The organism is Demequina sp. (assembly GCF_016278765.1).
GTDB lineage: Bacteria > Actinomycetota > Actinomycetes > Actinomycetales > Demequinaceae > Demequina.
The window spans coordinates 74,178-88,205 of sequence record NZ_JADQBE010000017.1; the positions used below are offsets into that span (position 1 = coordinate 74,178).

A 14,028-nucleotide genomic window follows, 5' to 3' on the forward strand; every position below is an offset into this window, starting at 1 on the left:
CAACGCACCGCTCATGAGTTGAGCGTTCTTGCTGAAAGAAGTCTGTTCCGCTTGCGGTCAGGGCCCTGTCATCATGACCGGGTGACCCGATGACGCAGACTCGTAAGCCGCCAGCACCAGTTGCAGAGTGCGGTAGCCGACGTCCCCGTCGGGCTGTGCGGAGCGTCCGGACCGCACGCACGACAGGAACTCATCGAGCATAAGTGCGTCCAAGTTCACGCCGACCGCATCCCAACGAAGGCCCCCGCTGCGGTCATCGAAGACCTCGACGTTCTCCGCGAAGGCATCAAGCCGTGCGCTGCCTAGGTCTCCTTCAACGGCCAACGTCAAACCGCCCCAGCTGGGGTAACTCGAGGGGGCACTCCAACTGCAGTCAATGGTGGCTACGGTGCCGTTGGCGTACGTCATCGCCAAAAGCCCGCCGGTCTCGACCGACACCTCATCGGCGTGAATGACCCGGTTTACCTGGGCATAGACCTGTTCTGGACTGACATTCAGCAGATTGTCGAGAAGGTCGGCGACGTGAACGGTATGGTCCATCAAGGCGCCGCCACCCGCAAGTTCGGGATCGAGGAACCAGCGCCGCGAGGCGAGGGGAGCCTGGCCGTTGTTGGTACCGGTGATGGCCAGTATCCGACCAAGATCACCGCGCTGAATGGCTTCCCGCATGGCACAGAAGCCGGGATGGAACCGCACTGGGTATGCAACCATGAGAATGACGTTGGCTTGCGCGCACGCGCGCAGCATCGCCTCTGCGTCGTCGAGCCGCGTTGCTAAGGGCTTCTCACACAACACGTGGACCCCGGCCTCCGCCGCCTGCTCCACCACGTCTCGGTGACGCGAATTTTCCGTGCAGACGACGACGGCGTCCAGGCCCTCGGAAAACATCGCGTCATAAGAAGGCACGAGTCTCACCCCGAGTTCGGTCGCCAGCGACGCTCCGCGCACTTCATCGGGGGGTGCTGTCAGTGCGTCGGGATCGGTCGCCACAAGCTCAACGTCAGCTCGGTCACGCAGGATCGCCGCGTAGCTGGAAGCGTGCACGTGGGCGAAGGACGCGATCCCTACTCGAAGCTTCTTCACAGGACACCTTCCTCAAGTCGCACGGGCAGGCCGGTCTCAGCTGACCTGGATGCGGCGGACGCAATGGCAAGAGCGGCCAAACTATCTGCAGCTGTAATGCGCGGCGTCGGTCCGCCCGAACATGACGCCAAGAACTCCCCGAGTTCAGCGACAAAAGGTGAGCGTCCACGTGGCCCCAATGGGATCAGTTCACCGCGCGCCGGGCTGGCTCCCGGTATGGACCACGAGAGCGACTCGGCTTCGGTACTCGAGTGTCGCAGTAGCCCGTGGGCGCCGGCGATGGAAAAGGATGTCCGGAATTTCTCTTCTGGATGTCCCCATCCGCCCACGAGATGAGTCAGCGCACCGCTGCTGTGCGTCAGGACGGCGATGCCGATCGTCGGACCGGGGGCTGAGCCGACCACCGACGCATAGACCTGAGTCACGTCGCCAGCAATCCATCGGGCAAAATCAAAGTCGTGAATCATCTGGTCAATCAAAATGCCTCCCGACTTCGCGGACTCGGCGAACCACGACCGCTCGGGCCGGGCTCCACGACGAGTGAGTCGCAGGACCGCGGGCGCGCCTATCCTGCCGGCGTCAACGGCCGTCTTCGCCGCTACGTACTCCGGGAAGTAACGCACTACGTGACCGGGGTGCAATTGAACGCCGGCTGCGGCACAGGCCTCAATCATCTCAACCGCCTCATGGCGAGTGTGTGAGAGTGGCTTCTCGCAGATGACGTGCCGGCCGGCCGCAGCGGCGGAAAGCACAATATCGTGGTGGGTAAACGTGGGCGTACAGACATCGACGACGTCGCACTGCCCAAGAAGTTCGTCAAGGTGCGCCACACTGCGCGCGCCATATTGACGTGCCGCCGCCGCGGCACCCTCGTCTGAGTGCACAACGACGGGAACGCCGAGATATCGCCACGCAGCCAGATGGGGGTGCGCAATTCCCCCTGCCCCGACCACGCCGACGGTCAACGGTTGAGTCGAAGTCATCCTTTCACCGCCCCTTCAAGCATGCCGCTGATGAACTTCCGTTGGAACACCAGGTACGTCAAGAGGATCGGAAGGATGACGATCAGCGTGCCCGCTGCCAGGACGGGGATGTCGCTTGAGTGCTGACCAACGAAGAAACCGAGCCCAGCGGGGGCTGTGCGTTGGTTCGGATCTTGGATCAGTACGAGCACCAGGAGGAACTGGTTCCACGACCACATGAAGAACAAGACCGCCATGGTCGACAATGCGGGCACAGAGATCGGCAGCAGTACACGGCGTAGCGTCACCATGGGCGTGGCGCCGTCGAGTTCAGCGGCCTCGATGATTTCACGCGGGGTTGACAGGAAGTGGGTTCGCATCCAGAAAATGCCGAATGGCATGAAGAGCCCGCACTCCGCCAGGATCACGGCCCACGGGGTATTGGTCAGTCCGATCCCACGCAGGTCGAAATAGAGCGGGATGACGATCAACTCGACGGGAAGCGTGAGGCCGAGCAGAAACACCACGAAGATGGCTGAACGACCGGGCACCTTCAGCGTCGCGAGGGCGTATGCGGCAAGCGTCGCGGATATCACCGAGATCGGGACGACTGCGGCACAGATCTTGATGCTCGACCACAGGAGGTTTCCGAATGAAGCGGTCGTCCACGCCGCACCGAAACTCTCGAAACTCGGCTCCTGAGGTATTGAGATTCCGGATACCAAGGTACCGGGCGGTTGAAGCGCCGCCAGAAAGATGCTCACGAAGGGCAGGAGCGTGATCACGGCCATAGCCGTCATGACGGCGTAGGCAACAACACTGCTGGAGTGACTCGGCTTCACTTCGTCTCCCGGGTCAGACGTTGTATGAACAGAACGATGGTGACGATCAGTGCGGTGAGGGTGACAGCAAGTGCGGAGGCGACTCCCACTTGGCCATCAGTGAAGGCCAGACGGTATACCAGCAGGCCCGGGACGGTGGTGGTGTTGCCAGGCGATCCATTCGTTGTCACGTAGACAATGTCGAAGCTGGCGAGCGCGGCAACCACCGTGATCGTCAAAGCAACCGCGATCTCGCCACGCAGTGCGGGTAGCGTGACAGCGAAGAACTCGCGTACAGCTCCTGCGCCATCCATCCGAGCCGCCTCGTAGAGCGAATTGTCGATCTTCTGTGCTCCGCTGAGGAAGAGCACAAAGCAGAGACCTGACAGCGCCCATGTGCCGATCAACCCCACCGCAGGCAATGCGAGCGTGAAGTTGCCCAACCACGCCTGTGTGATCGAGTCGAGTCCCACGGCCCTCAGGATCTGGTTGACCGCCCCATTCTCGGTGTACATCCATCGCCACGTGATGCCAACCGCCACCATCGGCACGACCTGAGGAAGGAAGAAGACAACCCTGTAGAACGTCATGCCACGTCGACGATGTCGCCCAAGAATGGCGGCCATGAGTAGTCCGACGGCGATCGAGAACCCCGAAAAGAAGACCACCAGGACAAATGCGTGCACCACGGCGCCCCGGAGCAGAGGATTTTCCGCGACGGCCCGGTAGTTGTCCACTCCAGCCCACGTCCCCACCGTCACTCCGTCCCAGCGAAATAGCGACAGCCACAGTGTGTGCATACCGGGAACGAGCACGAACAGCAGGTACAGCGTCCCTGCGGGCGCGAGGTACGCGAATCCGATCCAGCGAGGTCGACGCACCCGCCGCGCAGCGCCTGGGCGGCGTGACGAGACCCGTGTGGGGGTCTCGTCACGCCGCCCTTGGACGACGCCGTCGGCGTCAGCCGCCATGATAGGCAGTCCACACCTTCTGCAGCGATTCCAAGAACTCCTTCGGCTCCATGCGACCGGCGACAACCTGCTGCAAGCCTGAGGTCAGACTGTCGAGCATTGCGGGCGCGGCGAAGTCAGGGAAGGGAGTCAGCCCGTCATCGGAGACGATCGTCTCGTTCGCTGCCTTGAGGTCGGCCTGAATGCCGGTGGCCGGAGGAGCGGCCTTCGCGTTCGGAGGAAGGAACCCCCCGTTGCTTTCGATGACGGCGGCCTCGGGGCTGCTCAGGAAGTCGAGGAACGCGGCTGCAGCGGCCTGATTCTCGCTCTTCGAGGAGATCATGTACGAGACGCTGAACCCGGTACCGACTGCCTTGTTGCTGTTGGAGTTCGGAGGGAAGACCGTGAATCCGACATTGTCGCCCATCGTCTCTCCGATAGCAGCAGCGTCCCAGTTGCCGTCGACGAGGAACAGTCCATCGCCCTTCGCGAACGCCACAGCAGAGTCGGCCTCGGTCGTGCCGTTCGCCGACTCGGGGAAGTACCCCTTCTTCGCCCAGTCGGCAAACAGGGTGGTCGCGGCGATAGCGTCGGCAGTCACGATGTCAGCCCCCCCTTTGCCGTTGATCCAGTCACGCCAGTCGGAAGTGTTCGTCATGGAGTTCATGAGACCCGCCCAGGCGTGGAGCGAGCCATAGTCGAGTCCGCCCAGCGACAAACCGGTGATACCAGCGGCTTTAGCCTTCTCGAGATCGACAGTGAGTTCGTCGACCGACGTTGGCGGCGCGCTGATGCCAGCCTGCTCCATCAAGTCCTTGTTGTAGTAAAGACCCACCAAAGAGAGTCCACCTGGAACCGCGATCAGGCTGCCGGTTCCCAGGATCTTGCCGGTCTCGTCGACCCGCAGCATGTCAAGCGCGGACTTGGGGAATTTCGTGTCCCAGCCGTACGCATTCTCGTAATCTGTCAGGTCAACGACGAGTCCGGCCGCTGACAGATCCTTGAGCGCCGCGTTGTACTGCGCAATGTCCGGTGCGGAGTCCGAGCTCATCGAGAGCCTGAGGGACTTGACGTAGTCGGCGAACTGAGTGAACTGGGTCTCGATCGTCACTTGGGGGTACTTCTCGTGGAAGGCAGCCGCGAGCGCGTCGGTCATCTCGGGATTGTCAGTGAACGCCAGCGTGAGCGTGACCGGGTCGCTGGGAACCGCCGTCGACACCTCCCCCCCAGTCGCAGAAGACTGGTCAGATGGGGTGGGTTTGGCCGTTCCGGGGGTACAGCCCGCAATCAGCAGTGCGATACCTATCGTTCCAGCGGCCACGAACTTGGCCTTGCGAGACGCCATTGTCATCTGAATACCTTTCGTCGACCCCACCGTCGGAGTGGGCGTTGTGTTTGTGATAGACCCAAACAAACCAGCCTTCAGCACTCGGTGTCAAGCGTCGATACGAGAAAGTTATGCTTTCACACTTGAATACGTTCAAAAAAGGTAGGGTTCACTACATAGTGGTCGAGCAAGCCGACAACGATGTAGCGTAAGGGAAGGAAACTGATGTGTTGTGAGAGACTGCTCGCATGACCCCGACCAGGCCCGGTAGCGCGACTCCCCCGGAAAGGTCGGGGGAATCGCGTCCATTGCGGGCCGGTCTCCTGTCGTCGTCGGACGTTGGCACGGCAAACAGGGCCCGGGTGCTTCAGGCCCTATTCGAGGGTGGACCTACATCCCGAGCCGATCTCGCTCGGGAGATCAACGTCCAGCGCGCAACTGTGAGCACCATCGTCTCTGGGCTCATGCAAGCTGGCGTGCTGGTGGAGGGAGAGGCTCAACCCCCGGCCGACGGGATCGGCAAGCCCGGTCGACCACTGTCGTTTGCTCCAGAAGCACTTCTCTGCGGGGCCGTGGCCGTTACCAGGGGCCGGGTCGAGACTGCCGTCGTCGACGCACGAGGCGTGCCGCTCGCTCGCAAGCAGGAACCGCTACCTGCGGGATGTTCCACCATTGAACTCGAGCAGCGGGTGCTTCGAGCTGCAGACGACGTGCTGGGTGACTATCGAGGGCGCCTCACTGGAGTGGGACTGACGGTACCGGCGCTCTGCGACCCCGAAGCGGGTCAAGTCCTCGTGTGCACGGCGGTGCCCGGACTCGTAGGTTCGGCTCTGCCTGCCGCGCTCTCGCGTCGCTTCGGCGCACCGGTCCGACTGGAACAAGACGTGCGCGCTTTCGCCATTGGGGAGAAATGGTTTGGACAGGGCCGAGGACGCAGTGACTTCGCGGCACTGCAGATCGACATCGGAGTCGGTGCGGGTGTCATGCTGCCTGGCCAACTGCTGGCAGGTGTTCGCGGCTACACAACGCAATTAGGGCACACCTGCGTGGACCGAGACGGTGACTGGTGCACGTGTGGGCTCCGCGGATGCTGGGAGACGGTGGCGTCGACTCGATGGCTTCGCGCAGAAAGCGTCCGACGTGGGATTCCCGGGGGGCACGAAACGACTCCTGGTCGGCTGGCGAAGCGGGCCGCGGCTGGAGACTCAGCGGCCCAGGAACTGCTGGACGTGTACGCAGACAACCTCGCGTTGGGGATGGCGAACCTGGTCCAACTCTTGTCACTTCGCGTGTTCATCCTGCATGGGAACGTCGTGCAAGCTGGCGAACCATTCCGCGCTGAGCTCCAGCGGCGAGTCATCGCCAGATCGATGCCCGCCTTAGCCGACGGCATCGAGGTGCTCTACTCGGAACTCGACCAAGATTCGGGCTTGCTCGGTGCCGCTGCGATGGTGCTCGCCAAACATCTTGGCGTGTCGCTGTAACTGCAGCACCTTGCGCAGCCGCTGTTCGGCATGCGTCTGGAGGCCCGCCGTGATGCACGCGAGTTTGGCGAAGATCAGCCGCAAGTGGCGGATTGGGTCTGGCCAGATGCCCGCGGTTTGGTTGACAATGCTGGGGACGCTGTGGCCGCCACCGGCGCTGACAGCGAGCAGGTTTTTCCCTTCCTGCGCGACGGGAGTATCCTCGCCTCGCCGTGCCCCGTTTCGGCGCTGCCCGTCAGGGTCACGGTCGCGCCCGTCGGCCACCGGGTAGCTCCACGAGGTCAAGCCCCGGGAAGTGGTGTAGCTCGATCCTTCGTTAGGCGGCGAGGGCGAGGGGCCCGGCGTCCACCTCCTCGGGGTTGGTGTCAGGGACGGTGGTGAGGCGGCAGCGGGCCAGGATCTCGAGTCCGAGGTAGCGTTTGGACTCGGTCCATTCGTCGGTTTGCTCGGCGAGGACGGCGCCGACGAGGCGGATGATGCTGTCACGGTTGGGGAAGATCCCGACGGCGTCGGTGCGACGGCGGATCTCTTTGTTCAGGCGTCGGTTCCCAGCCTCTCGTTCACCGCGTCCGCCGAGTACATCTCATCGATCGCCACCCGGGTCAAGCCGACCAGGGCGGCGTCTCCTCCGAGGCCGCCCGCGCGGATCTCGAGGTGGCGCGTGGCGCGCGGAAGCGACGCTGCGTACACCACGGAGCGGATAGTCGCGATCAGGGCTGGCGACACCATCGAACCGCTGATGACCAGGTGCGAAGGGTTCACCACGCCCACCACGGTGGCGAGCACCTTGCCGATCAGCTCCGCCGCGCGACGCTGTTCGGTCGTGGCCCGCAGGTCGCCCCTCTCCACGAAGTCATGAATCTGGCTCACGTCGGCAAGGGCCACTCCCTGCTCCGCGAGCCGCGCCATCACGGCCGCGCCCGAGGCCTCCGCCGCAAGACACCCGTGACGTCCGCACCGACACAGCGCGTCGCCGCCCACTTTGACGTGGCCGATGTCGCCGGCCCCGCCGTCGGCGCCACGAAAGATCCTGCCCTCGATCACCAGGCCAGCACCGATGTACGCCGAGGCCTTGACCAGCACCAGGGTGTGGTGGGGGTCCACGCCTTTGGCCTCGCCGAACGCCATCGCGTCGGCGTCGTTCTCCACAAAGACCGGCACGTCGAACGTCTCGCGCAGGGTATCGACGATGGGCCAGCCGGACCAGCCCGGCATGATCGGCGGGTCGTACAGCCGATGTGCCAGCGGATCCGTTGGCCCCGGTAGCGAGATCGCCGCAGCGATCACCCGCGCTTGGGCAATCCCCGCGGATTCCAGCGCCTGCATCCACGCGTCGCCCACCCGCTCCAGCGTGCGCTCGGGGCCCTCGTCCACTGCGGCGTCGAGCGCCAAGCGCGCGAGCACCTCGCCGTGAGGACCCATCACCGCGACGTCGCCGCCCACGACATCCAGGGCGGCGGCCAGCACCACCACGTCCGGCTCGAATACGAACACCGCTGCCCTGCGCCCACCGGTCGCGGAGCCGGTGCCCCGCTCGCGGACTATGCGGGCGGCCAGCAACTTCTCGAGACGGCGCGCGACGGTCACGCGCGACAGGCCCGTGGCCTCCAGCAACTCACCGCGCGTGGTCGCCTCTCCGCTGCGGATCAACGCCAGCGTCTCGCCGGGGCCTTGGCTCACACCGTTGTCCTAACCCTTGTCGGCACCAGCGGTAAGGCCCTCGGTGAGCCATCGCTCGGCGATGCCATACAAAAACACGATCGGCACGGTCAGCAGCACGCTGCCCGCCATCAAGATAGTACGGGACACCTCCTGCCCATCTGCCAGCCGCGTCAGGCCCAGCGACACGGTCCACAGATCGGGCTTGGCGGACAGGAACAGCAGCGCGAACAGGAACTCGTTCCACGCGATCATGAACGAGTACAGCGCGGTGGACATGATGGTGGGGGCGGCGAGCGGCACGGTGATGCGGCGCATGATCTGCCAGCGCGTCGCGCCGTCGATCATCGCTGCCTCGTCGATCGACTCGGGGATGCCCTCCATGTAGGAGCGCAGCATATGCACGGAGACCGGTACTGTCAGCGCGATGTACGCAATGGTCAGGCCGATGAGCGAAGAGCCGAGGCCCAGCACCTGGAAGCCCACGAACACGGGCACCGCGATGATGATCTGCGGGAACATGTACACGGCGATGAACATCGCGGACAGTTGGCGTCGTCCCATGAACGTGAAGCGCGTGATGGCGTACGACGCCGGCACCGCCAGGAGCATCGTCAGCGCCGTGGCTCCTGCGGCCACCAGCGCCGAGTTGCGCATGAAGCGTGCGAAGCCGAAGCCCCCGTCGCCCTCCGAGGCCACCACCTGGCGATACGTCTCAAGCGTCAGCTGCTCAAGGCCGGGGACGATCTGCAGGGGGTCGCGCAGCAGGTCTTGGATGGGCACAAAACTCATGACCACCATGTAGTAGAACGGGAACAGGACGCTGAGCAGCAGGCCGCCAATGAGGATCCACTTGAGCACCCTGAACAGGACGGTCTGGAATTGCACGGAGCTCATCGGGAGTCCTTCCCCCTGGTCAGGCGCATGTAGAAGGTCAGCCCCACGCCGAGGATGACTGCGAGCACCACCGAGTTGGCGGAGGCGGCGCCGATGTTCGAGGAGCCCACCAGCTGGTCGTAGACCCGCACCGCCGCCACCTGGGTGTCGGCGGCGCCGCCGGTCAGCAGGAAGATGTCGTCGAACTTGTTGAAGGTCATCACCAGGCGCAGCAGGGTCAGCAGCACGATGACGGGCATCATCTGCGGCGCGATGATGAACCTGAACTTCTGCCACGGCGTCGCGCCGTCCACGAGGGCGGCCTCCTCGACCTCGCGGGAGAGGCCCGTGAGCGCGGCGGAGAAGAACATCAGCGCGAAGGGAAAGTACCGCCAGATCTCGAACACGATGACGGTGCCGAGCGCGTACGGTGCGCGGCCCAGGAAGTCGATGGGCTGGTCCCAGCCCAGGTACGAGGTGCCAAAGGCGTTGAGGACGCCAAACTGCGGGTTCAGCATGACCTTCCACACATACGCCACCGCCACCACGGGTGCCACATACGGCAGCAGGAACACCGCACGCACGATGCCGCGACCCCGGAACACGTCCCGTAGCGCGAGCGCCACGGCAAAGCCCAACGCGATGGAGCCGACGGTGGTGCTGGCGGTGTAGACGACGGTGACCCACAGCGACTCCCAGAAGCCGGGAGACGTGAAGACGTCCGTGTAGTTCTCGAGCGTGAGCGGATTGAACAAGCCGTTGCGGGCCACGTCCGAATAGCGCGCGTCCTGGAAGGACAGCACCAGTGTCCACAGGATGGGCACGATGACGACGGCCACGACGATCACGACGATCGGCGCGCTCATCGACCACCCGTCGCGGTTATTGCGGCGCTGCGACGGAGTCAGGCGGGGGCGCTTGGCCCCCGCCTGACGGCTCTCGGTCGAGATGGACACGTCAGCGGTTGGCAATCTCGGTGACCGCGTCGACCATCTCCTGCTGCGCTGTCGGCGCGTCGATGGAGCCCGTCGCGGCGTCGGCAATAATCTTGGCCAGCGGCAACTCCGCCGTCATCGGCCCCACGAGCGAGCCCTGGCCCTGCGTCAGCGCCCACCGCGAGATGTTCGAGGCGATGCCGGACAGCGTGGTGATGGTGTCGGTGTCGTAGATGTCGCCCAGCGGCGCGCGGGTGTCCACACCGGTCTCGAGCGACGCCCAGGCGTCGGCGTACTCGGTGCCGTTGTCGGCGCTGCCGAGCCGCGCGGGGAACTTGCCCTCTGGCGCCATGGACAGCCACTGCACGTAGCCGTCGGACATCATGTACTCGATGAGCTGCGTGGTCTCGTCGGGCGAGGCGGCCGAGGTGGCCACGAACGATGTGATCTCGCCGTACGAGCCCGCCGCGTCGCCAGCGTCGGGACCGGTGACGAGCGGCACGATCGCCGAGTTCTCCGCGAGGTAGGTGGAGGTGGTGCACTCATCGCAACTCGGTGCGGCATCGTTGCGCAGCCCGGCGAGCTCGTCGAGCAGGAACGTGGACCACATGATCATGGCCGACTGGCCCGAGAAGTACGACGCCCGGGTGGACTCAACCGTCTGAGTTCCGGCTGGCGAGTAGTCGTTCGCGAGCGCTGTGTACAGTTCGACGGCGGCGGCACACTCGGCGGAGTCCAGCGTGATGTCGCCCGTGTCGTCGACCACCTGGCAGTTATTGCCCAGCGCGATGGACTCGAAGGTCTGCTGGGTGAAGTTGCCCGTGGGGTCGGTGGCGAGCGTGATGCCAAACTGGCCGTTCCCCGTCAACGTCTCGGCGGCGGTCAGCAGGCTCTCGTACGTGGTGGGCGCCTCGAGGTCCGCCTCATCGAACAGGTCGGTGCGGTAGACCAGAATCTGTGCCCACGCATCGGACGGCACCGCGAGCTGGCGATCGCCGTCGGAGGTGAGGGCCAGGGAGGCGTCGGTCCAGGTTTCAGTGCCAAGGTCGGAGACCACGTCAGCCGCGATGTCGGTGCTGACGTAGTCCTCGCCGTCAAAGGAGCGCACCAGCCCGAGGGTGGCGGCAGAGATCACGTCGGGGAGTTCGTTGGACAGCGCGGCGGCGGCCATGAGCTGCGCCACCTGGTCCTCCTCGACGGGGACGAGTTCGACCTCGATGCCGGTAGCGGCGGTGAAGTCATCGAGCACGGCCTGTTGCGTTTCAAGACGGTCCGGTTGTACCTCAAGGGTCCACATGAGCAGGCCGTCGGAGGCGTCATTGACCTGAGTGCCGGATCCACATGCGGTGAGGGCCAGCACGGCTGTGGCCACGAGGGCTGTGCCTGTGAGGGTTCTGCGTCGTGTCGTCGTCGACATGGCTTCCTTCTCTCTTCGTTGAGTGACGGGGGGCGCCCGTAAACTTATGTATAACATCACTACAGAAGTTGAGCAAGGTGTGTTACAAAGTAGTGACCTTGAGACACCGAAAGCTCGGGGCGAAGAGGAGACGACGATGCCAGGGCCGCACAACAACCTCGCGACGCGGATCACGGAGCAGGTGGCGGTGCTTCACTCCGATCCCGCGGTGCGGGAGCGGCTGGTCCGCGACCTGCTTGGGCTTGCCGAGCAGCACCGCTCGTCCCTGGCCGCGCTGAAGGCGACCTCGCTCACGCAACGCTCGAGCTACCTCATCACATACGGCGACTCGTTCACTCGACCGGGCGAGGCACCGCTGGCGACGCTACGCACCATCGTCGACAACGTCATCGGCGACGCCATCAGCGACGTTCACCTGCTCCCGATGTTCCCGTGGACCTCGGACGACGGCTTCGCGGTGGTCGATCATCGCGCCATCAACCCCGCGCTGGGCGGATGGGAGGACATCGCGCGGCTGGGCGAGAGGCACGGCCTGATGTTCGACTTCGTCGCCAACCACGTGTCGGCGGCATCACCGTGGTTTTGCGGCTGGCTCGCGGGCGACGAGCGCTATGCGGGCTACTTCTTCAGCCCCGACCCCGACTTCGACGCCACCCACGTGGTGCGGCCGCGCACCACCCCCCTGGTGCATGAGTACGCGCGGCCAGACGGCACCACCGCCACTGCATGGACCACGTTCGGCGCGGACCAGGTGGACGTCAACGCCGCCACCCCGGCTGCGCTGCTGGAACTCACCGATGTGCTCCTGGGCTACCTCGCCGCCGGCGCAGACACGGTGCGGCTGGACGCGATCGGCTACCTGTGGAAGGAGTCAGGTACCACGTGCCTGCATCGGCCAGGTACCCACGCGGTCATCAGGATCTGGAGGGCGATTCTCGACGACCTGGCCCCCGGAGCGCGACTGCTCACCGAGACGAACGTGCCCCATGCGGACAACGTCACCTATTTTGGCGACGGCTCGAACGAGGCGCACATGGTGTACCAGTTCGCGCTACCGCCCCTGGTACTTCACTCGTTTGTGAGTGGGGACTCCGGTCGGCTGACGCAGTGGGCGGCCGGACTCGAAGACCTAGGCGGCACCGCCACCTGGTTCAACTTCCTGGCCAGCCACGACGGCATCGGCATGCGGCCCTCAAACGGACTGCTCACCTCCGCAGAACAGCAGGCCCTCGTTGACCGTGTGGTCGCCCACGGAGGCCGCGCCTCCTACGCGCATGAGCCCGATGGCTCCCGCTCCGTGTACGAGCTCAACGTGTCCTACCTGGACGCACTCGTGGACCCTGCTCGGCTCGACGACGCCGAGCAGGTAGTGTCGCGCGTGCTTGCCGCCCATGCCATCCTGCTGTCCGTGATCGGTGTGCCCGCGATCTACTACCACTCGCTGTTCGGATCCAGCCACGACATTGTCGGGATGGAGTCCTCAGGAATCAACCGACGCATCAACCGCAAACAGCTCGACGCCGACGCACTGTTGGCCGAGCTCGAGACCTCGCCCCGGCGTCGGGGCATCTTCACAGGGCTGACCCGGATGCTGCGCGTGCGCGCCGAGCACGCGGCATTCAACCCGTTCTCCCCGCAGCGCGTGCTCGATCTTGGGCCCGCCGTTTTCGCCGTGCACCGCGGCGAAGGCATTGGCAGCGTGGTCGCCGTGATCAACGTCTCCGGCGCCGCCGCTGCGGTGGCAGGTGTGTCCGGCACCGACCTGCTCACCGACGCCCGGCACCAGGGCGGGCTCACGCTGCCCGCCGACGGCGTCGTCTGGCTTGTGCAGGACTGAGAACCACCATGACGCAACGCATCGCGTTGCCGCCCTGGACTCCTTCAAGGGGTCGGTGACCAGCGCGCAGGCGTGCGCTGCGGTGCGGGAGGGGGCGCTCCGTGCCGCCCCCGACGCCGCGATCACCGCCGCTCCCGTGGCCGACGGTCACCTGATGCTGGACGACGCTGCCGTCATCGAGTCCGCCACCACCGTGGGCCCGGGGCGGCTGGGCACGCCGTCCCCCACGCTGGCACGCCGAGCGCACTCCTACGGCCTGGGATGCAGATGGCGCAGGTCGCTGCGGGCGAGGGGGCCCTTGCAACTGCTGGTGGGGCTCGGGGGGATCGGCTGTACGGACGGCGGCACGGGTGCGCTACTCGCGCTCGGAGCGCGCGTGTGGGACAGGTCGGGGGCAGAGTTGTTCGCCGAAGGTGCGGTGCCTGAAGTCAATCCCCTGCTCGCTCGCCCCGGGAGGGTTGCGCTTCCGAAGGCGCTGCCCTGCGCGGTCATCGGCCTGGCCGACGTCTCCTCGCCGCTGCTCGGGCCGTCGGGTGCGGCGTGCATGTTCGGTCCACACAAGGGCGTCGGCCCTGCCTTGATCGAGGAGCTCGAATACGCGATGGAGAGCTGGGCTGCCGCGCTGCGCGAGGCGGGGGCGGACGTCGCCAGGATCGCTGGCGCGGGGGCCGCCGGGG

At 65.2% G+C, this 14,028-nt stretch carries 12 protein-coding genes and 1 pseudogene; 3 read left to right on the top strand and 10 right to left on the bottom strand.

Annotated elements, in window-relative coordinates; all coding sequences use genetic code 11:
- Window positions 1-57 precede the first annotated feature (57 nt).
- The 5 genes from QZZ29_RS03295 to QZZ29_RS03315 are packed head-to-tail and all read right to left on the bottom strand — an operon-like array spanning window position 58 to window position 5,167.
- The gene (locus tag QZZ29_RS03295; RefSeq protein WP_291381351.1) at window positions 58-1,083 is read right to left on the bottom strand and encodes a Gfo/Idh/MocA family oxidoreductase; all 1,026 of its coding nucleotides are present in this window, start codon (window positions 1,081-1,083) and stop codon (window positions 58-60) included.
- Window positions 1,080-2,066, bottom strand: a complete 987-nt coding sequence (locus QZZ29_RS03300; protein WP_291381353.1) for a Gfo/Idh/MocA family oxidoreductase — start codon at window positions 2,064-2,066, stop codon at window positions 1,080-1,082. Before QZZ29_RS03300 ends, QZZ29_RS03295 begins: the two co-directional genes overlap by 4 nt.
- Entirely contained in the window at window positions 2,063-2,887 is an 825-nt protein-coding gene (locus QZZ29_RS03305) for a carbohydrate ABC transporter permease (protein WP_291381355.1), read from the bottom strand. Before QZZ29_RS03305 ends, QZZ29_RS03300 begins: the two co-directional genes overlap by 4 nt.
- Entirely contained in the window at window positions 2,884-3,837 is a 954-nt protein-coding gene (locus QZZ29_RS03310) for a sugar ABC transporter permease (protein WP_291381357.1), read from the bottom strand. The genes QZZ29_RS03305 and QZZ29_RS03310 overlap by 4 nt, the downstream gene beginning before the upstream one ends.
- Window positions 3,827-5,167, bottom strand: coding sequence for an extracellular solute-binding protein (locus tag QZZ29_RS03315; RefSeq protein ID WP_291381359.1), 1,341 nt, complete (start codon window positions 5,165-5,167; stop codon window positions 3,827-3,829). Before QZZ29_RS03315 ends, QZZ29_RS03310 begins: the two co-directional genes overlap by 11 nt.
- 416 nt (window positions 5,168-5,583) lie before the next feature.
- On the opposite strand from QZZ29_RS03315, the gene QZZ29_RS03320 reads away from it, so the two are divergent.
- A complete protein-coding gene (locus QZZ29_RS03320; RefSeq protein WP_291381361.1) occupies window positions 5,584-6,627 on the top strand; it encodes an ROK family protein in 1,044 nt (347 codons plus the stop codon).
- 316 nt (window positions 6,628-6,943) lie between these two features.
- Here QZZ29_RS03320 and QZZ29_RS03325 read toward each other — a convergent pair.
- The 5 genes and pseudogenes from QZZ29_RS03325 to QZZ29_RS03345 form a co-directional block, all read right to left on the bottom strand.
- Window positions 6,944-7,168, bottom strand: a pseudogene (locus tag QZZ29_RS03325) (transposase); the annotation flags it as partial.
- Window positions 7,162-8,049, bottom strand: coding sequence for an ROK family protein (locus QZZ29_RS03330; RefSeq protein WP_291381372.1), 888 nt, complete (start codon window positions 8,047-8,049; stop codon window positions 7,162-7,164). The gene QZZ29_RS03330 and the pseudogene QZZ29_RS03325, both read right to left, overlap by 7 nt.
- A gap of 267 nt (window positions 8,050-8,316) precedes the next feature.
- Window positions 8,317-9,183, bottom strand: a complete 867-nt coding sequence (locus QZZ29_RS03335; RefSeq protein WP_291381366.1) for a carbohydrate ABC transporter permease — start codon at window positions 9,181-9,183, stop codon at window positions 8,317-8,319.
- Complete coding sequence (locus tag QZZ29_RS03340) at window positions 9,180-10,118, bottom strand: sugar ABC transporter permease (protein WP_291381367.1); 939 nt, start codon at window positions 10,116-10,118, stop codon at window positions 9,180-9,182. The genes QZZ29_RS03335 and QZZ29_RS03340 overlap by 4 nt, the downstream gene beginning before the upstream one ends.
- Window position 10,119: 1 nt before the next feature.
- A complete protein-coding gene (locus QZZ29_RS03345; protein ID WP_291381368.1) occupies window positions 10,120-11,514 on the bottom strand; it encodes an extracellular solute-binding protein in 1,395 nt (464 codons plus the stop codon).
- Window positions 11,515-11,650: 136 nt separating this feature from the next.
- On the opposite strand from QZZ29_RS03345, the gene QZZ29_RS03350 reads away from it, so the two are divergent.
- Both QZZ29_RS03350 and QZZ29_RS03355 read left to right on the top strand, forming a co-directional pair.
- Window positions 11,651-13,351, top strand: coding sequence for a sugar phosphorylase (locus QZZ29_RS03350; RefSeq protein ID WP_291381369.1), 1,701 nt, complete (start codon window positions 11,651-11,653; stop codon window positions 13,349-13,351).
- Between the two features lie 55 nt (window positions 13,352-13,406).
- On the top strand, window positions 13,407-14,028 hold a 622-nt coding region (locus QZZ29_RS03355), incomplete at its 3' end, for a glycerate kinase (protein WP_291381370.1).